The organism is Campylobacter sp. RM9334 (assembly GCF_020138145.1).
In the GTDB taxonomy this organism is placed as follows: Bacteria; Campylobacterota; Campylobacteria; order Campylobacterales; family Campylobacteraceae; genus Campylobacter_E.
In genome coordinates, this window is the sequence record NZ_JACGAX010000012.1 from 32,315 (window position 1) to 56,668 (window position 24,354).

24 protein-coding genes, 4 tRNA genes and 2 pseudogenes are annotated in these 24,354 nt (G+C 27.7%); 13 read left to right on the forward strand and 17 right to left on the reverse strand.

The features are described 5' to 3' along the window. Positions 1 to 35 precede the first annotated feature (35 nt). The 5 genes from tuf to AVBRAN9334_RS06225 all read right to left on the reverse strand — a co-directional run bounded on the left by tuf (position 36) and on the right by AVBRAN9334_RS06225 (position 1,782). Positions 36 to 1,235, reverse strand: a complete 1,200-nt coding sequence (tuf, locus tag AVBRAN9334_RS06205) for an elongation factor Tu (protein ID WP_214118205.1) — start codon at positions 1,233 to 1,235, stop codon at positions 36 to 38. Between the two features lie 62 nt (positions 1,236 to 1,297). Then, positions 1,298 to 1,372, reverse strand: a tRNA-Thr gene (locus AVBRAN9334_RS06210). 108 nt (positions 1,373 to 1,480) lie between these two features. After that, a tRNA-Gly gene (locus tag AVBRAN9334_RS06215) sits at positions 1,481 to 1,557 on the reverse strand. A gap of 8 nt (positions 1,558 to 1,565) precedes the next feature. Beyond that, positions 1,566 to 1,650 (reverse strand) — tRNA-Tyr (locus AVBRAN9334_RS06220). Between the two features lie 56 nt (positions 1,651 to 1,706). Further along, positions 1,707 to 1,782: transfer RNA gene (locus tag AVBRAN9334_RS06225), tRNA-Thr, on the reverse strand. A gap of 87 nt (positions 1,783 to 1,869) precedes the next feature. Here AVBRAN9334_RS06225 and yaaA point away from each other — a divergent pair. The 6 genes from yaaA to AVBRAN9334_RS06255 all read left to right on the forward strand — a co-directional run bounded on the left by yaaA (position 1,870) and on the right by AVBRAN9334_RS06255 (position 4,895). Further along, on the forward strand, positions 1,870 to 2,604 hold the full coding sequence (gene yaaA, locus AVBRAN9334_RS06230) for a peroxide stress protein YaaA (RefSeq protein ID WP_214118207.1): 735 nt from the start codon (positions 1,870 to 1,872) through the stop codon (positions 2,602 to 2,604). A 1-nt stretch (position 2,605) separates the two neighbouring features. Further along, positions 2,606 to 2,830 carry a hypothetical protein gene (locus tag AVBRAN9334_RS06235; protein WP_214118209.1) on the forward strand — a complete coding sequence of 75 codons (225 nt, stop codon included), beginning with the start codon at positions 2,606 to 2,608 and terminating at the stop codon, positions 2,828 to 2,830. Beyond that, positions 2,827 to 3,423, forward strand: a complete 597-nt coding sequence (locus tag AVBRAN9334_RS06240; RefSeq protein ID WP_214119985.1) for an NAD(P)H-dependent oxidoreductase — start codon at positions 2,827 to 2,829, stop codon at positions 3,421 to 3,423. The genes AVBRAN9334_RS06235 and AVBRAN9334_RS06240 overlap by 4 nt, the downstream gene beginning before the upstream one ends. Before the next feature lie 138 nt (positions 3,424 to 3,561). Further along, complete coding sequence (locus AVBRAN9334_RS06245) at positions 3,562 to 4,047, forward strand: hypothetical protein (RefSeq protein WP_239803254.1); 486 nt, start codon at positions 3,562 to 3,564, stop codon at positions 4,045 to 4,047. Continuing rightward, complete coding sequence (locus AVBRAN9334_RS06250; protein ID WP_214149832.1) at positions 4,037 to 4,348, forward strand: hypothetical protein; 312 nt, start codon at positions 4,037 to 4,039, stop codon at positions 4,346 to 4,348. Before AVBRAN9334_RS06245 ends, AVBRAN9334_RS06250 begins: the two co-directional genes overlap by 11 nt. Beyond that, positions 4,329 to 4,895: a hypothetical protein gene (locus AVBRAN9334_RS06255; protein WP_336607285.1), complete on the forward strand. Its 567-nt coding sequence runs from the start codon at positions 4,329 to 4,331 to the stop codon at positions 4,893 to 4,895. Before AVBRAN9334_RS06250 ends, AVBRAN9334_RS06255 begins: the two co-directional genes overlap by 20 nt. A 38-nt stretch (positions 4,896 to 4,933) precedes the next feature. Here AVBRAN9334_RS06255 and AVBRAN9334_RS06260 read toward each other — a convergent pair whose 3' ends face one another. From AVBRAN9334_RS06260 to AVBRAN9334_RS06280, 5 genes are all read right to left on the reverse strand, one after another. Then, positions 4,934 to 5,587, reverse strand: a complete 654-nt coding sequence (locus AVBRAN9334_RS06260) for a hypothetical protein (RefSeq protein WP_336607286.1) — start codon at positions 5,585 to 5,587, stop codon at positions 4,934 to 4,936. Between the two features lie 535 nt (positions 5,588 to 6,122). Continuing rightward, a complete protein-coding gene (locus AVBRAN9334_RS06265; protein ID WP_336607287.1) occupies positions 6,123 to 7,643 on the reverse strand; it encodes a YifB family Mg chelatase-like AAA ATPase in 1,521 nt (506 codons plus the stop codon). A gap of 103 nt (positions 7,644 to 7,746) precedes the next feature. Beyond that, positions 7,747 to 8,409, reverse strand: a complete 663-nt coding sequence (locus AVBRAN9334_RS06270) for an acylneuraminate cytidylyltransferase family protein (RefSeq protein WP_336607288.1) — start codon at positions 8,407 to 8,409, stop codon at positions 7,747 to 7,749. After that, positions 8,406 to 9,530: a UDP-N-acetylglucosamine 2-epimerase gene (neuC, locus tag AVBRAN9334_RS06275; RefSeq protein WP_336607289.1), complete on the reverse strand. Its 1,125-nt coding sequence runs from the start codon at positions 9,528 to 9,530 to the stop codon at positions 8,406 to 8,408. The genes AVBRAN9334_RS06270 and neuC overlap by 4 nt, the downstream gene beginning before the upstream one ends. After that, positions 9,523 to 10,554, reverse strand: coding sequence for an N-acetylneuraminate synthase family protein (locus AVBRAN9334_RS06280; RefSeq protein WP_336607290.1), 1,032 nt, complete (start codon positions 10,552 to 10,554; stop codon positions 9,523 to 9,525). The genes neuC and AVBRAN9334_RS06280 overlap by 8 nt, the downstream gene beginning before the upstream one ends. A 67-nt stretch (positions 10,555 to 10,621) precedes the next feature. On the opposite strand from AVBRAN9334_RS06280, the gene AVBRAN9334_RS06285 reads away from it, so the two are divergent. After that, the gene (locus tag AVBRAN9334_RS06285) at positions 10,622 to 11,398 is read left to right on the forward strand and encodes an alpha-2,3-sialyltransferase (RefSeq protein ID WP_336607291.1); all 777 of its coding nucleotides are present in this window, start codon (positions 10,622 to 10,624) and stop codon (positions 11,396 to 11,398) included. On the opposite strand, the gene AVBRAN9334_RS06290 is transcribed toward AVBRAN9334_RS06285, so the two are convergent. The 6 genes and pseudogenes from AVBRAN9334_RS06290 to AVBRAN9334_RS06315 all read right to left on the reverse strand — a co-directional run bounded on the left by AVBRAN9334_RS06290 (position 11,391) and on the right by AVBRAN9334_RS06315 (position 18,162). Then, entirely contained in the window at positions 11,391 to 12,299 is a 909-nt protein-coding gene (locus AVBRAN9334_RS06290; RefSeq protein WP_336607292.1) for a glycosyltransferase family 2 protein, read from the reverse strand. The two genes, AVBRAN9334_RS06285 and AVBRAN9334_RS06290, sit on opposite strands and share 8 nt — an antisense overlap. Positions 12,300 to 12,871: 572 nt before the next feature. Continuing rightward, positions 12,872 to 13,174 (reverse strand): annotated as a pseudogene (locus AVBRAN9334_RS10230) (glycosyltransferase family 2 protein); the annotation flags it as partial. Positions 13,175 to 13,723: 549 nt separating this feature from the next. Beyond that, a complete protein-coding gene (locus tag AVBRAN9334_RS06300; protein ID WP_214118238.1) occupies positions 13,724 to 14,767 on the reverse strand; it encodes a GDP-L-fucose synthase family protein in 1,044 nt (347 codons plus the stop codon). Then, positions 14,764 to 15,690 (reverse strand): glycosyltransferase family 10 domain-containing protein, encoded by a 927-nt coding sequence (locus AVBRAN9334_RS06305; RefSeq protein ID WP_214118240.1) that lies wholly within the window; start codon positions 15,688 to 15,690, stop codon positions 14,764 to 14,766. The genes AVBRAN9334_RS06300 and AVBRAN9334_RS06305 overlap by 4 nt, the downstream gene beginning before the upstream one ends. Then, positions 15,687 to 16,802 (reverse strand): GDP-mannose 4,6-dehydratase, encoded by a 1,116-nt coding sequence (gmd, locus tag AVBRAN9334_RS06310; protein WP_336607293.1) that lies wholly within the window; start codon positions 16,800 to 16,802, stop codon positions 15,687 to 15,689. Before gmd ends, AVBRAN9334_RS06305 begins: the two co-directional genes overlap by 4 nt. 11 nt (positions 16,803 to 16,813) lie before the next feature. Further along, positions 16,814 to 18,162 (reverse strand): annotated as a pseudogene (locus AVBRAN9334_RS06315) (mannose-1-phosphate guanylyltransferase/mannose-6-phosphate isomerase). Positions 18,163 to 18,239: 77 nt separating this feature from the next. On the opposite strand from AVBRAN9334_RS06315, the gene galU reads away from it, so the two are divergent. Together galU and AVBRAN9334_RS06325 are read left to right on the forward strand one after the other, a co-directional pair. Then, entirely contained in the window at positions 18,240 to 19,061 is an 822-nt protein-coding gene (gene galU / locus AVBRAN9334_RS06320) for a UTP--glucose-1-phosphate uridylyltransferase GalU (RefSeq protein WP_214118246.1), read from the forward strand. Continuing rightward, positions 19,058 to 20,263, forward strand: a complete 1,206-nt coding sequence (locus tag AVBRAN9334_RS06325; protein WP_336607294.1) for a glucose-6-phosphate isomerase — start codon at positions 19,058 to 19,060, stop codon at positions 20,261 to 20,263. Before galU ends, AVBRAN9334_RS06325 begins: the two co-directional genes overlap by 4 nt. Before the next feature lie 46 nt (positions 20,264 to 20,309). Here the strand turns inward: AVBRAN9334_RS06325 and AVBRAN9334_RS06330 are convergent, their stop codons facing one another. Next, positions 20,310 to 20,939: a c-type cytochrome gene (locus AVBRAN9334_RS06330; protein ID WP_250325654.1), complete on the reverse strand. Its 630-nt coding sequence runs from the start codon at positions 20,937 to 20,939 to the stop codon at positions 20,310 to 20,312. A gap of 168 nt (positions 20,940 to 21,107) precedes the next feature. Between AVBRAN9334_RS06330 and modA the strand changes: the two genes are divergently transcribed. From modA to AVBRAN9334_RS06350, 4 genes are all read left to right on the forward strand, one after another. Beyond that, the gene (modA, locus tag AVBRAN9334_RS06335; protein WP_336607295.1) at positions 21,108 to 21,800 is read left to right on the forward strand and encodes a molybdate ABC transporter substrate-binding protein; all 693 of its coding nucleotides are present in this window, start codon (positions 21,108 to 21,110) and stop codon (positions 21,798 to 21,800) included. Continuing rightward, complete coding sequence (locus tag AVBRAN9334_RS06340) at positions 21,763 to 22,467, forward strand: ATP-binding cassette domain-containing protein (RefSeq protein ID WP_336607296.1); 705 nt, start codon at positions 21,763 to 21,765, stop codon at positions 22,465 to 22,467. Before modA ends, AVBRAN9334_RS06340 begins: the two co-directional genes overlap by 38 nt. Continuing rightward, a complete protein-coding gene (modB, locus tag AVBRAN9334_RS06345) occupies positions 22,455 to 23,117 on the forward strand; it encodes a molybdate ABC transporter permease subunit (RefSeq protein ID WP_336607297.1) in 663 nt (220 codons plus the stop codon). The genes AVBRAN9334_RS06340 and modB overlap by 13 nt, the downstream gene beginning before the upstream one ends. A 138-nt stretch (positions 23,118 to 23,255) precedes the next feature. Then, positions 23,256 to 23,711 carry a hypothetical protein gene (locus tag AVBRAN9334_RS06350; RefSeq protein ID WP_336607298.1) on the forward strand — a complete coding sequence of 152 codons (456 nt, stop codon included), beginning with the start codon at positions 23,256 to 23,258 and terminating at the stop codon, positions 23,709 to 23,711. The last annotated feature ends 643 nt before the right edge of the window (positions 23,712 to 24,354 follow it).

The window sequence follows — 24,354 nt, forward strand, 5'->3', positions numbered from 1 at the left end:
TTTTTAGAGTAGGTCATAAAACCTACTCATTTAAATTACTTAATAATTTTTGATACAACACCTGAACCAACTGTTCTACCACCTTCACGGATAGCAAAACGAGTACCTTCTTCAAGTGCAACTGGTTGAATTAATGATACAGTAATTCTTACGTTATCACCAGGCATAACCATTTCTGTGCCTTCTGCTAACTGAATAGAACCTGTAACGTCAGTTGTTCTTACATAAAACTGTGGTCTATAGTTATTAAAGAATGGAGTATGTCTACCACCTTCTTCTTTAGTTAAGATATAAACTTCAGCTTCAAAGTCTGTATGTGGAGTAATAGTTTTTGGTTTAGCAAGAACCATACCACGAATAACATCTTCTTTTTTTGTTCCGCGTAGTAATACACCTACGTTATCACCAGCTTCACCTTGCTCCATTTCTTTTCTAAACATTTCAACACCAGTAACTGTTGTTGTTTGAGTATCTCTAATACCAACGATTTCAATAGTATCTCCAACTTTAACGATACCTTTTTCAATACGTCCTGTTACAACTGTACCACGACCTGAAATTGAGAATACGTCTTCAATTGGCATTAAGAAATCTTTGTCAGTATCACGAACTGGAGTTGGGATATAGCTATCTACTTGAGCCATTAACTCTAAAATTTTAGCTGACCATTCGCCATCTTTACCAGCTTTTGCTTCTTCTAAAGCCTGTAAAGCTGAACCAGATACGATTGGAGTGTCATCGCCTGGGAAATCATACGAACTTAATAATTCTCTAATTTCCATTTCAACTAGCTCTAATAATTCAGCATCATCAACCATATCAGCTTTGTTCATAAATACTACGATATATGGAACACCAACTTGGCGTGATAGTAGAATGTGTTCTCTAGTTTGTGGCATTGGGCCGTCTGCTGCTGAAACAACAAGAATAGCGCCATCCATTTGTGCAGCACCTGTAATCATGTTTTTAACATAGTCTGCGTGGCCTGGGCAGTCTACGTGAGCGTAGTGACGATTTTCAGTTTCATACTCAATATGAGAAGTAGCAATTGTAATACCTCTTTCTTTTTCTTCTGGAGCATTATCAATATTATCATAATCTTTAAGCTCTGCAAGACCTTTTCTTGATAAAACAGCTGAAATAGCAGCAGTTAAAGTAGTTTTACCGTGGTCAACGTGACCAATTGTTCCGATATTCACGTGTGGTTTATTACGTGAGAATTTTTCCTTTGCCATAATACTTCCTCCGTATTAATAAAATTAATTACTAGTCTAAAATTATTACCTTTTTGAATAAATGGAGCTCATAGTGGGACTTGAACCCACGACCTCTCCCTTACCAAGGGAGTGCTCTACCTCTGAGCCATACGAGCGCTCAGAAAAATTATAACTTTAGACAACAAATACACTAAAACTTAAACTATTTTTGGAAAAACTTGTGAAGCGATAAAAATTACAGCTCCCAGTTCTTGCAAAAAAGTTGGAGCGGGAAACGAGACTCGAACTCGCGACCCTCAGCTTGGAAGGCTGATGCTCTAGCCAACTGAGCTATTCCCGCATCTATAATGGTGGTGAGTCGTGGATTCGAACCACGGAAGGCAAAGCCAGCAGATTTACAGTCTGCCCTCGTTGGCCACTTGAGTAACTCACCTTTATTTATAAAAATAAAGCCTTTTTTGTTCTGGTCAAACACTGCTAAAAATAAAATGGAGCTGGTTAAGGGACTTGAACCCCCGACCTGCTGCTTACAAGGCAGCTGCTCTACCAACTGAGCTAAACCAGCATAAATCAAAAATGAAAGACGGCATTATATGTAAAAATTTTTCATTTGTCAAGAGTAAGTTATAATTTTTTTAAAAAAAGGAGCAATATGAAAATTTTGTTTTCACCAAGTGAAGAAAAAATAAATAGCTTAAATGCTTGTAATATAGATGAATTAAAGATATTTTTTACTAATTTAAATTTAGACAATCTCTCAATAAAATCTCAATTTAGAAAATCATATATAAAGGAATATATAAATCATTTTGATAATTTAGAATTAATTTTTGGTGTTAAAAATACCCAAAATATATTAAATAATTTCTCTAATAAATTATATAAAGCAATAATTTTATATCAAGGAGTTAGCTATAAAGAATTAGATTACAATAGTTTAAGTAATGAAGAAAAAACATATATTGATGATAATGTAATTATATTTTCCAACCTTTTTGGACCTATTCTTGCAAATGATGAGATACCATTTTATAAACTCAAACAAGGGGTGAAATTAAACAAAATCAACCAAGCTAAAGAATATTTAAAAGATACAACAAATAATCTAAATGAAATAATAAAAGAATTTGCAATTGACCTTAGAGCTGATATTTATAAAGACTATTATCAAATTCAAATTCCGCACGCAACTTTTATTTTTATGAAAAATAATAAGCAATTATCTCATAGTTCAAAAGTCTATCGTGGCAGGGTTTTAAGGCTATTAGCACAAAATAATATTACTAATATTAAAGAATTATCTAATATGATTTATACTAATTTTTCTGTAATAAATATAGAAAATATAGAAAATAAAACAATATTTTATATTGATATAAAGGATTAAAATGGGAAGCTTGTATTTACTAGTTATACTAATCGTATTTTTACTGATAGCATTTTTAATTACGCAATATTTCAACGCAAGAATAAATCTATTAAAACAAAAAATATCAGTAATTGATGATAAATTAAACGAAGCAATGAAGCTAATAGAAAGAAATAGATTATTAATAGAAGATAATAAAGAAAATATATTAGCTCAAAAAAAAGCTAGAAAGGACGAAGAATGAATTATTTGCACTTATTAAAAACTCGTTTTGCTTGTAAAGAATTTAATAACGAAAAAGTTTCTCAAGCAAAAATCAATGCTATTTTAGAAGCTGGAATTTTAAGCCCTAGCTCATTAGGGCTTGAGCCTTGGACTTTTTATGTTTTACAAAATCCTGAAAACATTGAAAAATTAAAACAATTTTGTAATTCTAAAAGACAATTTGAAACTTGTGCTTTTGCTGTAATTGTAGCTGCAAAAAATAATTTTGACCCAAAGGGTAGCGTAGTTCAAAATGCACTTAAAAGAAGAGAAGATTTTGATAAAGTTTATGAATTATATTCGCCTTATCTAAAGCGTTTAGAAACTAGAAACGCTCACGAATATGGAGCTTTACAATGCTATATAGCAGCTACAAATATGGTAAATTGCGCTCATACTTTAGGCGTTGATTCTTGCATTATCGGAGGATACGACGAAGCACCGATTAATGAAGAATTTTTACCAAAAGATGAATTTTGCGCTTTGGTTTTAACTTTTGGTTATAGAGCAAACGGACAACCAAAACATAAAAAAATGAGATTTTCGTTTAACGAAAAAGTAAAATTTATATAAATCTTACGAAATAGGAAAATTCAAATTCCTATTTCAAATTCTACAATTTTTTTAAGCATTTTAAATAGTTTTAAGCATAAATTAAGAATGGGGGGGGGGGTATTATCTCGTTTTTATTTTATTTTAAAAGGATTAAAAATGAATGCGACGATTTTATTCTCTTCAATTCAAGACAAGTTGCCTAAAAAAATAGGTAGATTTAGAAAATTTCTCATAAAAAATATAAAGTCATCAGAACCTATTATGAGTAATGAAGAATTATTAAAAAAACTAGAAAGTTTAAGCGAGACAGAGCTTAACGAAGTTGCTAAAATACTAAAAAAAGACAAGCTTGATAGTCCTGTTACTTGCTTTTGGCTTTATAATCTATTATTAGGTTGTTATGGTGTAGCTTGGTTTAGAATTAATATGTTTTCGGTAGGTTGTATGAAATTAATTTTATTAATAATAGCATCTAATCTCAAGGAAATAAATCCAGAGATATCGGGTATTTTAGATTTAGACAAATTCATTGCTTTTTGGTGCCTATTTGATTTATTTATAATAGGTGCAATTTTAAGAAATAAAAACTTAGAAAAGGTTAATAATATCATAGACTTAGTAAGGGCAAGAAATGCAAATTAAAAAGCCTTTTATTGATAGTAAAAACTATCCTTTCAAACTAATTTATAAAGATAAATATTTTGAAGTAGTAGTCGGTGAAGCACAGACAAATAAGGGTGAATTATCAATAGGGATAAGGACAAATCATTTTCCTAAGGATAATTTTCACAATGATTGTTATTTTATTTTCCCATCGCATTTTGGCGTTGAGTTTTTAAAATTATTTATATTAGACAATAACCCAAATAATGAAAACATCTCTCAAGCTATTGCAAAAATATTTGAAGATAATAGGAGTAACAATGAAAAAAATAATAATTAGTTTATTTTTAAGCACATATTTAAGTGCTTTTAATTTTTCTTTTTTTGATAATACACCAAAATGCAATGATGAAGTAGCGCTTGAAGCCTTAGAAGAGCTTATAAGAGAAAATGCTCCTGAAGTAATATTTAAATACGGCGTTATTAAAGCATTTCAAGATGAAGTAGAAAATACGATAATTAAAGTGCGAGAGTTTAAAGATTATGATTATTCATATAATGGTAATTTTGCCGAAAGCTACGCAGCAAATGCTTATAAACCCGTAATTGATTTATTAAATCAAATAATAAAATATGTAAGCAGTAATGTTAAGATGGATTTTTCTAGCTTTGTAACACTAAAAAACGAAGATGATAGAGCAAGATATTGTAATGCTAATTTGAAATTTGTTTATCCAACTATGCCAAATGAATTAAGCAGTAAAATAACAGATGGTAAGATAAAAGGCATAGTTGTGAATGGTGGAGAAAACGAAACTACAATAAAATATAAAACTTATTACACAGATGATAAAGAGCAAGTTTATGTAGAGCTAATTGATTATTAAAATATTTTTACTCAAACCTTTAAAGGCTTGAGTAAATTTTAAAATTTATAGCTTAATGCAAGTCCTATGCTAACGCCTTTGCTAATATCATTAACATAACCAAATCTTACTCCTGCATAAATATTATTCGCAAATGTATAACCTAAAGATATATCAAATTCTGCATTCAAATCTTTTTCTTTTATAGTGTCAAAATAATATTTAAGATACACACCGCCACTCATTGTAAAATTATTTTCAAATTGTTTTCTAGCTGCAACACCGGTCTTTAAAAACATTGAATTTGCACTAACATTAATATCATTTGTATCAATATTATAAAACTTAGTTTCAAAACTTCTACTAGCATAACCTAGACCACCTAACAACGATAAAGACATATCATTACCAACTAAAATTCCATAACCACCAAGTGCTGAAAAACTATTAAAGCTATCTTTGATTTTACCTTTAACATTATATGAATTTACAAAATCACTATTAATTTCAGCGTGGGTAAATCTAATATCATATACAAAATGATTTTCTTCATTTGTGTAAAATCTATTTGTATACAAATCAGCTCTACCAACAAAATTATCTTCTAAACTAACTCCATTTTCTTCAACCAAACTAGTTCCATAAATATCCAAACCAACAAAATTGCTTGCAAAAGCATTTACGCAAATTAACGAAAAAACTAATTTTTTCATAATATCTCCTAAAATAATTTTAAAAATATAATAATACCCCTCCCCCCACTCTTAATAAAAGCTTAAAAATAAAATTATTAAAACCAATTTTTAAGGAATTTAATTATTTATTATTTTATAATCACAAAAATTTTTTAAGCAAAATAAGGAGCTAAAAACACTAAAAAATATGGGGCAAAAATTTGCCAAAAAGCGCGAAATCATAAATAATTTCAAAGCTTGTTATATCTTATTGGATGATTATTGTGAATTAATAAAAAAAGATAAAACAAATTACTCTTATCAAAACTTAGTATCAGCAATACAAAAAGCTAAAAATTAATTCAAGAACTTGAAAGAGATTTTAATGAAGTTATATCTAAAGAAAATCTTGATTTAGACAAATATAAGTTATATAACAAAAAGAAAAATTGTTTTATTCTCTGCTTTAAAAGGTATGAAAAGTATTGTATTTGATAATCAATTGTTAGATTATTGATTTAACTTTAACTACTAATTTTAAATTCTTTAAAACTCAAGAATTTAAAATCAAAATCTAATGTTTTGCTCTATATCTAAAAGATAAAGCTATTTTTATATCTTTTTCGTTTATTTTTAATCTCTCTTCAAAATCAGCCAAAGACCTAGCAACCTTTAAAACCTTATTAGCAGCCCTAGCACTTAAATGATAATTATTAATAGCTTTGTTAAAAATATCTCTTGCACTATCTTCTAAAATGCAGTATTTTTTAATATCTTCATCGCTTAATTTACCATTAAACTCATCTTGCTTTCTTATCTCTTTTTGAAAGATAAAAGCCTTTAAAATCTCATTAGCTAAATCCTTGCTACTAACACTTGCTTTTGCGTTCATATCAACCTCATCAACCGCCACATATAAATCAATCCTATCATAAATCGGCTCTGAAATCTTGCTTTTATACCTTATAATATCACGCTCAAGGCATTTGCAATTTTGCTCTTTTTTAAAGAGATTTCCACAAGGGCAAGGATTTAAGGCTGATATGAATAAGAATTTAGTTTTATAAGATATTTTTGAATTAACCCTTGAGATATTGATTAAATTATCTTCTAAAGGCTCTCTTAGGCTTTCTATAATTTGCTTATTAAAATAAGTAAATTCATCAAAAAACAAAACCCCATTATTTGCCAAAGCAATTTCGCCTATCCTAGCATTTTTAGTCCCACCACCTAAAATTGAGCTAATAGTTGAGCTTCTATGCGGACTTCTAAAGCTTCTAATAGACGAAAAATCAAGCTTCTCGCCATTTAAGCTCCTATAAGCATTATTTTCTAAAATCTCATCAACGCTAAGTGGAGGCATTATATAAACTAGCCTTTTAGCACACATACTCTTACCACTTCCAGGTGAGCCTTCTAGCATAATATTGTGCATTCCTAAAGCTGCTATTTTACAAGCTAATTTTGCTTGTTCTTGCCCCCTAATGTCTATAAAATCTAGTGGGTAATTTGTATTTTTTATATAACTTTTATTATTGATTTTGATTAAAGAATTAAAAATATTTTCATTATAGTTTATTCTGAATTTTTCCTTATCTTCGCTAGTAAAAAATTCAAAAGCTTCAAGTAAATTCCCGACAGCATAACACTGCAAATTATAAATCAAGCTAATTTTATTTGCTAAGTCTTTAGGCACTAAAACCTTAGAATTTGGCTTAAATCTAGCTAAAAATAATAAAATAGAAAAAAGCCCCGAAGTGCTTTTAATATCCCCATTTAACCCAAGCTCTCCAAATACATAATAATCATTATCTAAATCTTTTTCATAAAAATATACTAAAAGCGCAATTGCTAAATCAAAATAACTACCATTTTTAGGAATATCTGATGGGCTTAAATTTATTACGATTTTTTTGCAAGGCATTGTAAAGTCATCAAGATTAGCAAAAGCTGATTTTATCCTATCTACGCTTTCTTTGATACTAGTGCTTGCTAATCCTACGATATTAAAAGCAGGTAAGCCCTTTGACATCATTGCTTCAATATTTATTATATTTAGTTCGTTTGTATAAATTGCTGATTTTATATTTTTCATATTTTTACCTTTTCTTTAGAATACTTTAAGTTTATTAATACAAACCTGCAATTTATTTGATAATTTTAAAAAAAACTATTATATTATAAAATAATTTATGTCATTAAATTATGCTATTAAGTACTTTCAAGTCCCACTCAGTATCTATATCAAGTGAATGGGATTTTTCCATAATAAAAGCTATTTCGTTATCATTAAAACTCGTATTTTCATCTAAGTCTTTAATATAATTTATATAAATAGCTCCATTAATTTTATAGTTTTTCTTAAAATCTTGACGTCTTATAGTACTATTTTGTTCTATTATTTTTTCTAATTTACCATCACTGATAGTTCTTAATAAAACAACATTATCACCTTCACATACACTAACTACACTTTTTTTATACTTTAAAAATGTATTAAAAGCTCCTTTAATATCTTCGGCATCTCTAAGTGGTGATGTTGGTTGTAAAATTATTAAAATATCAAATGTTTTATCTATTTTTTTATACTCATCTAGGACTTCTAAGATACAATCTAAGGTTTTAGCTGTATCACCACTTGTTTTTTCTGAACGTAAAAATGGCACACTTGCACCATATTTTTTAGCAATACTCGCATATTCTATACTATCAGTAGACACCATTATTTCATCAAAAATTTCAGATTTAATAGCTGCACTAATTGTATATGCCATTAAAGGAATTTTATTTACTAATCTAATGTTTTTGTCTTTTACACCTTTACTACCACTTCTTGCCGGAATAATTGCTAAAACCTTCATAAATCATTGAACCTTTTTTGCAAATTAATTTTCCAAGTCTTTTTATTATTTAAAATTTTAAGAAATTCACCTGCACAATTTCCACTACTAAAAGAATTATCTTTATTTTTTATATTAAAATTATGTGTTTTAATAAAATCAAGTAATTGCATATCATCTGATTTAAATGTTTTTATATATTTTATATTTTCTTTTACTCTTGAATTTTGCCTTGAACCTATATTTATACAATAAGTCCCATATACTCTAGCTTCTCTAATACCAGCTGAACTATTTCCTATAATAAATTCAGCATATTTTAAAAGTGTTAAAAATTTTTCAAATTTAATTGATGGAAATAATTTAAATTTTGAATTAGTTTTTAACTTCTTTAATTCATTTAAAATAATATCGCTACCCAAATCATTATTCGGATATATGCAAATATAGTTTTTATTACTATTAATTAATAGTTGAATTAAATTCTCAATTTGATATTGCATAGAATGAACTTCAGTTGTAACAGGATGAAATGAAAATATTGCATAATCTTTAAACTCTATATTGTAATATGACTTAACATCATCTAAATTTGGCAAATTATCACTTAACATTACATCAATATCTGCAGAACCTATCACAAAAATAGTTTTTTCATCTTCTCCTAGTTGAATAAGTCTAGCCTTAGCTTCATCATTTGCGACAAAATGTATATGAGATAGTTTAGTAACCGAGTGTCTTATACTATCATCTATAGTGCCACTTTTTTCTCCACCTTCAATATGGGCTACTAAAATATTATTAAATGCTCCAACAATAGCACCACCTAAAGCCTCCGGTCTATCCCCGTGAATTACTATCATATCAGGTTTATATGAACTTACAAACTCGCTAAAATCACTTATAAAATGAGATAAATTTATATCAGTTTTATTTGTTTTATATTTTTTTGCTAAATATAAATTTGAAAATCCATCTTTGATAATTTCTTTATAAGTGCTTCCAAATTGCTCTAGTAAATGCATACCACAAGCATAAATCATATAATTTAAACTATTATCCTTTTGAATTTTTTCTATTAATGGTTTTATTTTCCCCCAATCTGCTCTTGTTCCACTTACAAAAAGTATTTTTTTACTCATTTACCATATCCCAAGTTATATGAGTATCATTTTCTATATCATATCTTGCTTTTTTACCCAATAAACTTTCATAATGTTCAGCTAGTATTTCACCTGTTCCAGGGCGTTTTACCCAAAGATTATCCACGCTAAACATCTCTCCTTTTTTAATAGGTTTTATGCTTACACAAGTTGCAAATGCAAAATCAATGGTTACTTTTTCTTCTTTAGCTGCTTCTTTTTTGCCACCTTTCATTTGATGAAGTTCTTTTGCAGCATTTACAAGCTCTCTTGCTTCATTTTCATCCATAGAACAAACTATATCTTCACCAATTCTATTTTTATGATCGGTAAAATGTCTTTCAATTATCGTTGCTCCTAAAGCAATAGCTGCAATTGATGAGTTATTGTTTAAAGTATGATCGCTAAGTCCAATTTCTAAATCAGGGAATTCGTTCATCATCTCTTGCATAGCCCCAAGCCTTACTAACTGTGGTGGTGTTGGATAAAGATTTGTTGTATGAAGTAATGCAATAGGGGTATTTTCATCTTTGAAAATCTTTACAGCTTTTTTAATAGAAGCTATATCATTCATGCCTGTTGATATAATTGTCGGTTTATGAAAGCTAGCAATTAATTTTAAAAGTGGGTAATTATTCATCTCGCCAGAACCTATTTTATATGCACCTACTCCAAAACTCTCTAATCTAAGAGCTGCTGCACGGCTAAATGGGGTTGATATAAAAATCATACCTTTACTTTCTACATATTTTTTAAGCTCTAGTTCATCAACCTCATTTAAGGCACATCTAGCCATAATATCATATATACTATCGTTTGAGTTTCCTGGAATTACCTTCTTAGCTTCTTTACTCATCTCATCTTCTACTATATGGGTTTGATGTTTTACAACTTCAATTCCTGCACGATGAGCCGCATCTACCATTTGTTTAGCAACTTCAAGGCTACCACCATGATTAATACCAATTTCCGCAATAATTAGAGCTGGATGATTTGTATCTATAATTCTATTTAAAATTTGCATTTAAACCCCTTATTTTATTTTTAAACACTATAATATATTTTAAATGTAACAAAAAAGGAACTTTAAAATGCTTCAATTCAATAGAACTAGCGACAATTTAATAGTGGCTGGAAATGGCCCAAGTCTTAAAAATATAGATTTAAATTCAATGCCAAAAGAATATGACGTATTTAGGTGTAATCAGTTCTATTGTGAAGATAAGTATTATTTAGGAAAAAACATAAAACTTGTTATGTTTAATCCAATGGTTATTTACTCTCAATTAAAAACATTAAATACTTTAATAAGCAAACAAGAATACCATGTTGAATATGTATGTTTAAATTATATAAATAAAAATTGGGATATAAACTTCAATATAAATGATTTTATACAAACAATGCCTTTTGTGATGATATTAAATAATTTTATAAACAATACAATCTTAAAAGAACTATGTTTGCTAAATGAATTTAATGATTTAAGACCTACATCTGGTGTATTACTAATGTTGTTAGGTAAATCTTTGGGATATAAAAACATATACTATACTGGCATAGATTTTGCCAATAATAAAAACATAAGTCATATTAATTATAATAAGGATAGTATTATACATAATTTCATATATAAAGATATGTTATTTTCATCTAATCATACTCCAAATACAGATTTACTATTTATAAAAAATAATAATTTTTTACAATTAAATACCCTAGAAAGCACAATACAAAATCATGTTGTTAAAAATAATTACATAAATGATATAATAAAAGATACAAGGGACAATATTTTTATACAAACACCAGAAATACAAATAACCAAAAAATCTATGCTTGCAAAAATATTAAATAAATTTAAATAATAAATTTTGAAAAACAAGCTATTATTCTATAATATTTTTTTCTTAAACTCAGTATTAATCTAAAAATCAGCTTAAACTTTGGAAATACTTGAGAATTATAAAGATATTGTTTGTAAGCTAAAGATAATTTTAATCTATACAATAATACTTTTTTTATTCTATTGGTATTATCTATATATGTATCACTAATAATATTTAAAACATAACGTTCATTTATAATATTATTTTTTAATACATCAATACTGCTAATATTCATTGATGAATTTGGATTGTTATAATAATTATAAATACAATCAGAAATTGATTTGATTATATTTATATTAGCAAGAGCAAAATAAAACAATAAAGCATCTTCTGCCATTAAAATTTTAGTACTAATTTTTGTATTATTAATAGACTCTAATAATTTATGTTTCTTAAAACATTTAAAACATAAATTCCAAAAAGAATCCTTTGTATTAATAAATTGTTCAAAATTATATACATAAAATATATTGTTATTAAACACTAGCATATTTTTTATAGTGCCATCTAAATTAATTTTTCTAGCATTAAAACATAACATATCACTTCCATCTAACATATTAGTATAAACAATCTCACAAGCATTAAGCTCTAATTCATCATCTGGGTCTAAAAACATAATTAATTCAGAATTAGCATTTCTTACACCTATATTTCTAGCTTCATAAGTGCCTTTATTTGTTATATTATGAATAATTTTTATCCTACTATCTTTATTTGCATATTCATATGCAATATCAATGCTTTTATCTTGACCTTTATCATCTACTACTATTATTTCTATATCTTTTAAAGTTTGATTTATGCAGCTTTCAAGTGCTCTTGCAATATACTTTTCAACATTATAAGTTGGTAGGATTATTGATATTAGTGACATATTTTTAACTTTAACTTATTTATTTCATACGATATTTTACCAAGTAATCTACCTATAATATTACAATTTAATTCTTTTTCTGATTTATATTTCAGTCTTATTAGCATATATAAATTTGATATATAAATTTTATTATTAAAATCTTGTGGATATTTATTTTTCATAGTATTAAAAAACCTTATAATCATATTTATTATACGCAACTTTAATTTTAAATCAAATTGACTACTATTTGTTAAAGAATTAGTATTTTTATAGTATTTATATAATTTATTTTCAATATAAGAATAATTATTTGTTTTGTTTATTAATAAAAAACCCATTGTAACATCTTCAATAAAATTTATATTATCTAAACCATACTCTTCCACTAACAACAAACAATCCAAATATAATTGTTTATTAATCAAAACACCCCACATTAAAAAATCATAATATACATGTTTTCCACTTAATTGAATATATTCATCATAACTATGTGCCACATTTAAATTATATGTTTCATCAAAACCTATTAAAGAAAAATTACATCTTAGCAACTTAAACTCATTATTGTAATGAATATATAAAATCTCACAAGCATTAAGCTCTAATTCATCATCTGGGTCTAAAAACATAATTAAATCGCTTGTAGCTACCTTTACCCCTTCAGCTCTTGCATGGAGTAATTTTAAATTTTCTTTATTATGAATAATTTTTATCCTACTATCTTTATTTGCATATTCGTATGCAATATCAATGCTTTTATCTTGACCTTTATCATCTACTACTATTATTTCTATATCTTTTAAAGTTTGATTTATGCAGCTTTCAAGTGCTCTTGCAATATACTTTTCAACATTATAAGTTGGTAGGATTATTGATATTAGTGGCATTTATTTTCCTTAAAATTTATTTTTATTCTCATAATTCTCCACAAACTTTTTAGCATAAATTTTAATGTTAATTTTATCATTGATATCTTCCATCAGAATCAACTTTTCTATATTTACACAAATCTTCAAAAATTTCATGTCTTTTGCTAGCTTTAATATATAATATTATAAAATAATTAGTGTATTTGGTATTACTGTATACTATCCACCAATCGGTAATTTTCACTTTTATAGTTTTTTTCATACGCAAACTTGCCTTAAAACTTTTATATTAATTAGTAATATATTATAGAATTTTACAAAACAATCTTAATAATCTTCTAAAAATATTACCTAATTTTTATAAGTCTTTATAAATTTATAATCTAAATTTAAATAATTAAATTTTATAAAATCTATTGGTTATTTAATAAAGACTTACTCTTTGTTAAAAGCATTATATTTGTTTACTTTTATTGCAAAAAAAATAAAAATATTTATCAAATTATTTTTCAAAATTCTCTTCATTGTCCTTTTCCCACCAATCAACAATCCTTAGTTTTATTTATTTCAAAACTTTTCCTTATAATTTTCATAAACACTTCTTATACCTTCTTCGAGGCTTATTTTTGGCTTAAAACCAAGTTTATTTAACCTTGAGCTATCTATAAGTTTTTTCATAGTACCATCAGGCTTAGTAGCGTTAAAAACTATCTCTCCACTAAATTCGACAATATCTTTTATCATATAAGCTAAATCTTTTATACTTATATCACTTCCAAAGCCAACATTTATATGAGTATTTTTTATCTCGCCCTTTCCACAAATATCTTTAAAGTCTACACTTTCAAGCACAAATACACTTGCAGCTGCCATATCATCAACATGTAAAAACTCTCTTAAAGGCTTACCACTACCCCAAATCTCTACACTTTTATCGCTCACACCAAATTTAGCTAAATATTCTTTAGCCTTATTTATATCAGCTATACCTAAATCCTTACAAACCTCATCAAATTTATTTTCATTAAGTAGTTTTGCAAGGTGCATTTTACGAATAAGTGCTGGCATTACATGAGATTTTTCTAAATCAAAATTATCATTATTTCCATAAAGATTTGTTGGCATTACTGAGATGAAATTTGTGCCATATTGTAAGTTATATGACTCGCACATCTTAAGACCAGCTATTTTTGCTACCCCGTAAGGCTCGTTTGTATATTCTAGCTCATCGGTTAATAAGTATTCTTCTTTTATAGGTTGTTTTGCGTTCTTTGGATAAATACAGCTTGAGCCTAAAAATAAAAGCTTTTTAACACCATACAAATATGCACTATGGATAATATTATTTTGGATTTGCAAGTTTTCATATATAAAATCAGCTCTATAAGTATTATTTGCCATTATACCGCCAACTTTTGCAGCCGCTAAAACTACATAATCAGGCTTTTCTTTGGCAAAAAAATCCGATACTTTTGCTTGATTTGTTAAATCTAGCTCATTATGAGACAAACATACGAAATTTGTATAACCCTTATCTTTTAAATATTTTAAAATAGCAGAGCCAACAAGCCCATTATGCCCTGCTATATAGATTTTATCAGTTTTTTTCATTTTATCCCGATCATTATTTTAATTTTATCAAAAAGTCCAATTTTTCTTTTAATAGCTTTGTCTTTGCTAAGACAAAAAATATTATCCAAAAATTCATCTAGTTTCCCATAATACATTTTATAATAATCTATATCTTGTAAAAAAATAGGTTGATTTATCATATCCAAATAAGCTTGTTCATTATTATCAATTTCCTTAATTTTTTCTAAAACTACATTAAAACCTGAATAATTTTGTATATTTATGTATGAATTAGGATTAATTATTTCATTTATACTTGGATCACCCCAATATATAGGAATACATCCTGATTCAAAAGCATGAAATATTTTTTCAGTAAGATATCCACTTGAAGATGAGTTTTCAAAACAAATATTAAATTTATATTCTTGCAACCATTCTAGTTTTGATTTTTTAAAATTATTAAATCTATCACCTACCCTATAGCCTAAATTATTTAAGTGTCCACCGCCACTATCTATTTTTTTATACATATTTAAAAAATTAAAAAAATCATCTCTTGGAGAGTTTACAGCTTTTGCACTAACTAAAAAAGAACAAAATTTATTTTTAAATTTTAATTTTTCTAGCCTTTTTTCCAATGTTAAATTATAAAAAGAATCAGATAAATAATGATAATGTTTTAAATGTCTTTCATCGTCAGCAAGATTACTATCAAAATCAATACCATAATCACATTCATCAAAATTTGCAATCTTATTTTCAAGTGTAAAAAAAATCTTAACACAATTGTTAAATTTCCTATGATTATCTCCAAATGGACCATATAATAAATAATCAGGTGTATTAGAATAAACTACTTTATATTTTTTTTGCAATCTTTTAATAATTAAATTATTATAAAAATTAGCTTCATTGTTTTCACCCCACCAATCAGTAATAAGCATTTTTAACGTTTTCATTCAAAATACCTTAAGATTTTATACCCACCATCTTGCAAGTATTTATCTTTTTGCATTAGTTGTAAGTCCGATTTTGCCATATCTTTTACAAGCATATTTAGATCATATTCTGGAACCCAGCCAAGCTTTTCTCTAGCTTTACTTGCATCACCTACTAGTAATTCTACTTCAGTAGGTCTAAAATACCTTGGATCAACTGCTACAATTTCTTTACCAATTTCAAGTTTAAAATCTCCATGACAAGCCTTTACATAGCCTCTTTCATCTACTCCATTGCCACGAAACTCAACTTCAACTCCAAGCTCAGCAAACGCAAGTCTTACAAACTCTCTTACTTCAGTTGTAACCCCTGTTGCTATTACCCAATCTTCTGGCTTAGGGGCTTGAAGAATTAACCACATCATTTTCACATAGTCTTTTGCATGACCCCAGTCCCTTTTAGCTGATAAATTACCTAAATATAACTTATCTTGCATTCCAAGAGCTATTTTTGCTGCTGCACGAGTTATCTTTCTAGTTACAAAAGTTTCCCCTCTAATAGGGCTTTCGTGATTAAATAGTATTCCATTACAAGCAAAAATATTGTAAGCTTCTCTGTAATTTATAGTTATCCAATAAGCATAAAGCTTAGCACAAGCATAAGGAGAGCGAGGATAAAATGGGGTTTTTTCTGTTTGTGGGACTTGCTGAACTAAACCAAAAAGCTCACTTGTAGATGCTTGATAAATTTTAGTTTTATCGGTTAGCCCTAAAAATCTAATCGCTTCAAGAAGTCTAAGAGTGCCTATACCATCAGCATTTGCAGTGTATTCAGGCGTATCAAAGCTAACATGTACATGGCTCATCGCAGCAAGATTATATATCTCATCAGGTTTTACTTCACTTACAATTCTAGTTAAATTCATAGAATCAGTCATATCACCATAATGTAAGAAAAAATTATTATTAGATACACTACTATCTTCCATAAGATGATCAATTCTATCTGTATTAAAAAGCGATGCTCTTCTTTTAATCCCATGAACTTCATAACCCTTATTTAGCAAAAACTCAGACAGATATGCTCCATCTTGACCAGTTACCCCTGTAATTAAAGCTACTTTTTTACTCATTTAAATTCCTTTCAATTTCTATTATAATCATCTTCAAATCTTACTATATCATCTTCGCCTGTGTATTCTCCCACTTGAGCTTCAATTAATACAAGTGGGATTTTACCATCATTACTTAGGCGATGTATTTGCCCCATTTTTATATACACAGACTCATTTGCCCTTACAAGCTGCTTAACCCCATCAATCTCAACACTTGCAGTTCCGCTTACTACTATCCAGTGTTCGTTTCTATGAAAATGCTTTTGCAAAGACAGTCTTTTGCCTACGTTTACAACGATTTTTTTAATCTTATAGCCATTTGCAACTTCAAGCACACTATAACTTCCCCAAGGTCTATAAGCTGTAGTGTGGGCTTTTGCTCTTTCATCATCTTTTAGACTCTTTACTATTTGCTTTACATGATGAGATTTGCCCTTTTTTGAAATTAGCAAGGCATCTTTTGTATCAACTACAATTAAATCATCAACATCTATTAAAGATACTAATTTATCACTATATACAAAGTTATTGTTTGAATTTACACTTTTAAATTCTGTGCTTTTAATCTCTTCACTTAATGCTTCAAAGCTACCCAAATCAGACCAATTAATATCAGCAGGGACAACTTTCATTAGGTTTGATTTTTCCATAACAGCATAATCAATGCTATTTTCAGGGATTTTTGCCATATCATCGATTTTTATTCTAGTGGTATTATTGTTTTTGGTAGATTTTTTATAAGCACTTAATGAAGTTTCGTAAATATCGTTTGAATGTTTTTTAAGCTCTTCTAAAAATACTCCAACTTTAAACATAAACATTCCAGAATTCCAAAAATACCCCCCCCCATTATATATTTTTGAGCTGTTTTAAAATCAGGCTTTTCATAAAAACCATCTACATTTAAACCATCGCTTGATTTTATATATCCATAGCCTGTTTCAGCGTGAGTTGGTTTGATACCAAAAGTTACCAAAAAGCCTTCATTTGCCAAATCTTTAGCCTTTGATATGACTTTTTCATAAGATGATAAATCTTTTATAAGATGGTCGCTTGGAGTTATCAAAACCACTTCTTCATCACTAAGTCCAAAACAAGCCAACGCTATTGCTGCAGCTGTGTTTTTAGCAAGTGGCTCAAGCAAATATGATGTGTTTTTATAAATTTCGTTTCTTTGACCGATTTCATCAAGTGCCAAAAAATACTGCTGTTCGTTTGATACAATAAGAGTTTTTTCACAAAGCTTTGAATTTCTCTCACACGTGAGCAAAAATAAAGATTTATTATCAAAAATCCTAAGAAATTGTTTAGGCATAAGACTTCTACTAAGTGGCCAAAGTCTAGTCCCACTCCCACCACATAACACTATATTAACCATAACTTTTCCAATCTTAAATATAAATTAACGCATTATTGCTAAACTTTTTTAATATTTATTAGCAAAAAGGAAGAAAGATGATAAAAACTTGCATATTTCCAGCAGCAGGTTATGGAACTAGATTTTTACCTGCAACAAAAACTTTACCTAAAGAAATGCTACCTATTTTAGATAAGCCATTAATACACTATGCTATGGAAGAAGCTATTGAAGCAGGGCTTACAAATATAGGTATTATTACAGGCAGAACAAAAAGAGCTTTAGAAGATTATTTTGATATATCTTATGAGATTGAAGACGCAATAAAAGGCAGTGAAAAAGAAAAATTACTTGATGATGTTCGTAGGCAGATGGAAGTATGTAATTTCACATTTACTAGGCAAAGAAAAATGAATGGATTAGGTGATGCGATAAATTGTGCTAAAAATATGGTTAGTAATGAACCTTTTGGGGTAATTTTAGCAGATGACTTGTGTGTAAATGATGCTTGTGGTGTAATGAGCCAAATGGTAAAAGCATATGAAAAATATCGTTGCAGTATTGTTGCACTTATGGAAGTTCCAAATAAAGATACTAAAAAATATGGGATTATTGAAGGCGTAAAATTAGAAGATAATATTTACAAAATCACAGATATGGTTGAAAAACCAGACCCAAAAGACGCAAAAACAAATCTAGCAATTATTGGAAGATATATTCTAACCCCTGATATTTTTGATATTTTAGATAATACCAAACCTGGTCGTGGTGGAGAAATTCAAATTACTGATGCTCTTAATACTCAAGCAAAAGAAGGTAGATGTATAGGATTAGTATTTAGTGGTCTTAGATTTGATTGTGGTAGTGTAGAAGGTTTTTTTGAGGCGACTAAATACTTTTATGAAAGAGATTACAAATGATTACCTATCAAGAGTATTTTGAAAAAACTTCGCAAGAAAACATAAGTCTTTATCTAAAAAGAATGAATGAAGAAAGGCAAAGTGGCGAAGTTGGGTTTTATGATTTGCCTTTAGAATTTGATTTAGGAATTTCAAAACTTCAAAAAGTAAAAGAAAAATTTGCTAACAAAAGTCATTTTATAGTTATTGGAATGGGTGGAAGTAGTGTTGGCACTAGGGCTATTACGAGTTTTTTGGGGATAAAAAATATTGATTATTTAGACAATATTTCAAGCACTCTTTTTAATGAAATATTAGAAAAAATTGACCTTGAAAAAACGCTTTTTATATTAGTATCAAAATCTGGAAATACAATTGAATGTATAAGTTATTTTAGGATTTTGCTTGATGTTTTAGGTTTAAATGTAGATGATTTAAAGCATCACTTAATAGGAATTTGTATGCAAAATACCAAATTTTATGAGTTTTTAAAGACAAATGAAATAACGCATTTTGATATAGAAGAAAATGTTAGCGGTAGATTTTCAGTGCTTAGTAATGTTGGACTTGTGCCGTTATTTTTAGCAGGGGCTAATGTTGATGAGCTTATCAAAGGCGCTAAAGATTGTATGCACGAGCAAAAAACAAAAGAACATATACTTAATCTAGCCTACACGCTAAGCACAAAAATGATAAATAAAAATTATGTTTTATTCACTTATTGTGAAGAATTACGCCATTTTAACGAATGGTTCGTTCAGCTTGTAGCCGAAAGTCTTGGGAAATTTAAAGAATATAAACGCGTAGGACTTACACCAATTAGTCTAATAGGACCAAAAGACCAGCATTCGTTTTTACAACTCATAATTGAAGGGCCAAAAGATAAATTCGTAGAATTTATCCGTATAAAACCAAATCCAAATAGCCCCAAAATAAAGCACATAAAAGGACTTGAAAATCTTGAAAATCAAAGCGTAGGACATAGTTTAGATGAGCTACTTTACGCTCAAAGTAAATCGTGTCTTGATGCGATAAAAGCTGAAGGAATAGAAACAAGTCTAATTGAGCTTGATGGCAAAAGTGCTTACAATATCGGATATTTAATATATTATTATGAGTTATTAGTTGGTGCTTGTGGGCTTATGATAGGCATTAGCACTTACGATCAACCTGGTGTTGAAAGTGCAAAAAAACTTCTAAAAATATTATTAACTACAAAATAATCATAAAATAAAATTAGGAATTTCAAATTCCTAATTTTTAACTATTTTATAAAGTCTTAATGTATTTAGCTAAAGCTTTAAAATCTTCATCATTTAGATTTTTTACTTGTAATTGCATAGTTTTTTGAGATTTACCACCAAAAGTTCCCGCCTTATATCCACTTAAAGCTTCATAAATTTCGCTCTCGCTTAAAGTATTTATTACAACTTCAGCCCCAGGAGCTAATTTTTCTGCATTTTTTCCATGACAAGCAATACATTTTTTAAATAAAGTCGCCGCATCAGTTTTTAAAACATTTTCAACACTACTACTAACCTTATCAATGCCATCAGTAATTGCTTTAGCTGCACTATCTGTGCTTTCTTTTATTGTATTTGCAACTTCATTGGTGCTTTCTTTTAAATTATTAGCAACGCTTTTTGTAGTATCACTAATGCTATCTACTGCAGAATTTATCATAGGTTCAACTTGATTTGCAGCAGTATTTATATGTTCATCAACCTTTGTTGCCACATTATCTACAATTGTATCTATTTTCTTAGCCACTTCTTCAGTGCTTGATTTTACATTTTGACTAAGCTCTTGAGCTGGTTTTTGCTCTTCTTTTTTATCGTTACAACCTGTTTGAATTATTAAAGCACTAATTGCTGCTAAACTTAAAAATATTTTTTTCATATTTTCTCCTTAAATAAATTAAAAGGCAAAATACTAGCATTTTTTAATAATTGTAATATTAAAATAAAAAATTAATTTATTATATATTATTTTATATAATAAGCTTTTAAATTCAGTTTTATTAAAGATTTTTTAATATATAATTTTTTATATTTTAAAGGAGTAAGTATGAAAAAAGCATTATTATTTTTAAGTTTAAGTTCTTTTGCATTAGCAAATACTTTAAATATCGCAGCAGCTGCAAATATAAGCTATCCACTAAACGAATTAAAGCAAAAATTTGAAAAACTACACCCAGATATAAAACTTAATGTCAATACAGGTGCTAGTGGTAGCTTTAACGCACAAATTAAAAATGGAGCAAATTATGATGTATTCTTATCTGCAAATATGGAATTTGCTAAAGATTTAGAAGAATTAACTAAAAATCAAGCAATCACTTATGCAACAGGAAAGCTAATATTATTTTCAGCTAAAAAAAAGCCTAATTTAGATGATTTAAAAACCGCATCTTGTATAGCTATAGCAAACCCAAACACAGCTCCTTATGGAAAAGCAGCTAAAGAAGTATTAAATCAAATTCCAAATAGTTCAAACATAATAACGGCTACAAATATTTCAGCAACATTACTACAAGCTACAAAAGCTTGTGATTATGCTTTTGTAGCTGCGTCTAGCGTAGAGCAAATTAAAGAATTAGGTTTTAGTGATGAAAACATATTAAAAATTGATGATAAATTATACGAACCAATTTTGCAAGGTATGATAATTACAAGTAAAGAAAAAAATGCTAAAGTGTTTTATGATTTTATATTAAGCCCTGATGCAAAGGAAATTTTTAATAAATATGGCTATGAATGAGCTGGATTTAAAACATGATTTTAAAGACTTTAAAATAAATGCTAGCTTAAGCTTTGATGATGGGGAAATTATCGCATTGTTTGGTGATAGCGGAAGTGGTAAAAGCACTATTTTAAAATTAATAGCTGGGCTTATTAATAAGCCTTTGCTAAAAGATATTGCTTTTTTATTTCAAGATTGCACATTATTTGATAATTTTAATGTATATGAAAATCTAGTTTTTACAAATACTAAAACTCTTTTAGATGATTTAAAATATATTTTTGGTAAAAAATTAGATAAAAATACAAGTAATTTTTACGATGAATTATTAAAACTAGCTAATTTAGAAGAACACAAAACTAAAAAAATCAGCACTCTAAGTGGAGGACAAAAACAAAGACTAGCATTAATTTGTGCCTTAAGTAAAAATGCAAAATATATATTATTAGACGAGCCTTTAAGCGCACTTGATGATAGTAACAAAATAGCACTTATAAAACTAATCAAAAAAATAAATCAAGACTACAAAAGAACAATTATTTTTGTATCTCATTCGTGTTTTGAAATAAATGCCCTTGCTGATAAAATATATTTTGTAAAAAATGGTAGTTTTGAAAAATGTCTTAATAAAGAAGAATTTTTTATAGAAAAAATCCAAAATAATGAGTTTTTATGCAAGAATTAACACCAATTTTCTTATCACTTAAGTTATCTTTCGTAACTACTATAATATTATTTTTTATTTGCTTATATCCTGCATTTTATCTAAGCCAAAAAGAGTTTTTTGGTAAAAAAATACTATTAAGTATAATTTCATTGCCACTTGTGCTACCCCCTACCGTTTTAGGCTTTTATTTATTGGTGCTATTAAGTCCTAATAATTATTTAGGGCAATTTTTGGCTAATTTTGATATTAAACTTGTTTTTAATTTTAAGGCTTTATTGATTGCTTCAATAATTTATTCTATGCCTTTTATGTTTAATCCTATTTATAGTGCATTTAATGCTTTGCCTAAAAATCTTTTTGATAGAGCTAAATTACTTGAAAAATCTCAGGCTAACATAATATTTCGCCTTTGTTTGCCACTAATAATCCCTAGTATAATAAGTGCTAGTGTTATGAGTTTTGCTCATACTATGGGAGAATTTGGTGTAGTAATGATGATAGGCGGTAGCGTAGCAGGAGAGACAAAAGTCGCTTCTATTGCCGTATTTGAAGCATTAGAAACACTAGATTTAAATAAAGCAAATGAGCTTAGTATAATATTATTGGCTATTTCTTTTATTATTTTATTTGCCTTACAATTTATAAAACAAAATAAATATAAATCCTAATTTAAATTCTTTAAACTAAAGAATAAATAATGATAAAAATTGAGAGTATAGAGAATATAATAATAGGTTAAAAGCTGTAGGGTAAAACTTAAAGGAAAGCTTATTTTTAAAATAAAATAAATAATATAGGAAAATATTATGCAAAACAACAATGAGCCTATTTTTGTGATGAATAGAAAAAAATCTTTTTTCGTATCTCTTTATTATATATTTGTTTTTATATGGGATTTAGCAACTTTACTGATTGGAATATGTTTTATAGATTTAGATAATTTTTTAGCAAATATTATTGGTTTTATTATAGTTGCTATTATACCTTATCATTTTTTTTGTGCAATTGATATTAAAACGGTTATTTGTTATGAAGATTTTTTCATAATTAAGAGAAAGTTTTGCACTCAAAAGGTTTGCTATAACAAATTTAAAGATTATTTCTTTTTTACTTCTATTGCTAATAATAACATAGTAGTTAGGTTTAAGAAGTTTCAATTTCCGATACATATAAATCAAAATATGTTTACACAAGATGAAATTAAAAATTTTATTGAAATTTTAGAAAAAAATAATATAAAGCGTTATAGTTGGTTTGATTAATTAAGTATTATAAATACTACTGAAAGGATTTTATGAAACTAGTATTTCTTGCTATGATAGTTGTAGGATTTGCATTCTTATGTGAAGCTTACCCGTATAAAAAATTTAATGCTAAACTTTTCTTTAAATGTGTATTTTGCTTTCGTTATTTTAAAGTAATTTCAAAAGAATATAAACTAAAAGATAAAAACCACATATATTATAATTTTATAGAAAATTTTCTTTATTATTTTAAATTTGTAATATTAGTTCTTTCATATGCGCTTTTTTATTCTGGAATACTATTATTATGCCTTAATCTAACCCTTTAGATTAAAAATTTTATAAGCTATGTTATTAATCTAAAAAATTAATTTACTAACAACTCAATTTAAATCTAATAAGCAAGGCTAAGCCACTATTATAAATCTTATTTAATCAACACTAATTATATTAAACACCATACCTACAATTCAATCAATCACCAAATCCACTAATTTATAAGCTATTTTTTATTACACTAAAAAATACTACCGCAATCATTTCCTAAATCATCTTATAAAGCATTTTTTAAATAACTCATATCAAACTACATTAAAAATACTTAAGATAAATTCCTATATTAAATAAAATAAAAATTTATCTATCAATTTGTATTAAACCC

Excerpts from the sequence above, each read along its gene's own strand:
- tuf (WP_214118205.1), bottom strand. The coding sequence starts at position 1,235 with ATGGCAAAGGAAAAATTCTCACGTAATAAACCACACGTGAATATCGGA.
- yaaA (WP_214118207.1), top strand. The coding sequence starts at position 1,870 with ATGAAAATTTTGTTTTCACCAAGTGAAGAAAAAATAAATAGCTTAAAT.
- AVBRAN9334_RS06235 (WP_214118209.1), top strand. The coding sequence starts at position 2,606 with ATGGGAAGCTTGTATTTACTAGTTATACTAATCGTATTTTTACTGATA.
- AVBRAN9334_RS06240 (WP_214119985.1), top strand. The coding sequence starts at position 2,827 with ATGAATTATTTGCACTTATTAAAAACTCGTTTTGCTTGTAAAGAATTT.
- AVBRAN9334_RS06245 (WP_239803254.1), top strand. The coding sequence starts at position 3,562 with ATGAATGCGACGATTTTATTCTCTTCAATTCAAGACAAGTTGCCTAAA.
- AVBRAN9334_RS06250 (WP_214149832.1), top strand. The coding sequence starts at position 4,037 with ATGCAAATTAAAAAGCCTTTTATTGATAGTAAAAACTATCCTTTCAAA.
- AVBRAN9334_RS06255 (WP_336607285.1), top strand. The coding sequence starts at position 4,329 with ATGAAAAAAATAATAATTAGTTTATTTTTAAGCACATATTTAAGTGCT.
- AVBRAN9334_RS06260 (WP_336607286.1), bottom strand. The coding sequence starts at position 5,587 with ATGAAAAAATTAGTTTTTTCGTTAATTTGCGTAAATGCTTTTGCAAGC.
- AVBRAN9334_RS06265 (WP_336607287.1), bottom strand. The coding sequence starts at position 7,643 with ATGAAAAATATAAAATCAGCAATTTATACAAACGAACTAAATATAATA.
- AVBRAN9334_RS06270 (WP_336607288.1), bottom strand. The coding sequence starts at position 8,409 with ATGAAGGTTTTAGCAATTATTCCGGCAAGAAGTGGTAGTAAAGGTGTA.
- neuC (WP_336607289.1), bottom strand. The coding sequence starts at position 9,530 with ATGAGTAAAAAAATACTTTTTGTAAGTGGAACAAGAGCAGATTGGGGG.
- AVBRAN9334_RS06280 (WP_336607290.1), bottom strand. The coding sequence starts at position 10,554 with ATGCAAATTTTAAATAGAATTATAGATACAAATCATCCAGCTCTAATT.
- AVBRAN9334_RS06285 (WP_336607291.1), top strand. The coding sequence starts at position 10,622 with ATGCTTCAATTCAATAGAACTAGCGACAATTTAATAGTGGCTGGAAAT.
- AVBRAN9334_RS06290 (WP_336607292.1), bottom strand. The coding sequence starts at position 12,299 with ATGTCACTAATATCAATAATCCTACCAACTTATAATGTTGAAAAGTAT.
- AVBRAN9334_RS06300 (WP_214118238.1), bottom strand. The coding sequence starts at position 14,767 with ATGAAAAAAACTGATAAAATCTATATAGCAGGGCATAATGGGCTTGTT.
- AVBRAN9334_RS06305 (WP_214118240.1), bottom strand. The coding sequence starts at position 15,690 with ATGAAAACGTTAAAAATGCTTATTACTGATTGGTGGGGTGAAAACAAT.
- gmd (WP_336607293.1), bottom strand. The coding sequence starts at position 16,802 with ATGAGTAAAAAAGTAGCTTTAATTACAGGGGTAACTGGTCAAGATGGA.
- galU (WP_214118246.1), top strand. The coding sequence starts at position 18,240 with ATGATAAAAACTTGCATATTTCCAGCAGCAGGTTATGGAACTAGATTT.
- AVBRAN9334_RS06325 (WP_336607294.1), top strand. The coding sequence starts at position 19,058 with ATGATTACCTATCAAGAGTATTTTGAAAAAACTTCGCAAGAAAACATA.
- AVBRAN9334_RS06330 (WP_250325654.1), bottom strand. The coding sequence starts at position 20,939 with ATGAAAAAAATATTTTTAAGTTTAGCAGCAATTAGTGCTTTAATAATT.
- modA (WP_336607295.1), top strand. The coding sequence starts at position 21,108 with ATGAAAAAAGCATTATTATTTTTAAGTTTAAGTTCTTTTGCATTAGCA.
- AVBRAN9334_RS06340 (WP_336607296.1), top strand. The coding sequence starts at position 21,763 with ATGCAAAGGAAATTTTTAATAAATATGGCTATGAATGAGCTGGATTTA.
- modB (WP_336607297.1), top strand. The coding sequence starts at position 22,455 with ATGCAAGAATTAACACCAATTTTCTTATCACTTAAGTTATCTTTCGTA.
- AVBRAN9334_RS06350 (WP_336607298.1), top strand. The coding sequence starts at position 23,256 with ATGCAAAACAACAATGAGCCTATTTTTGTGATGAATAGAAAAAAATCT.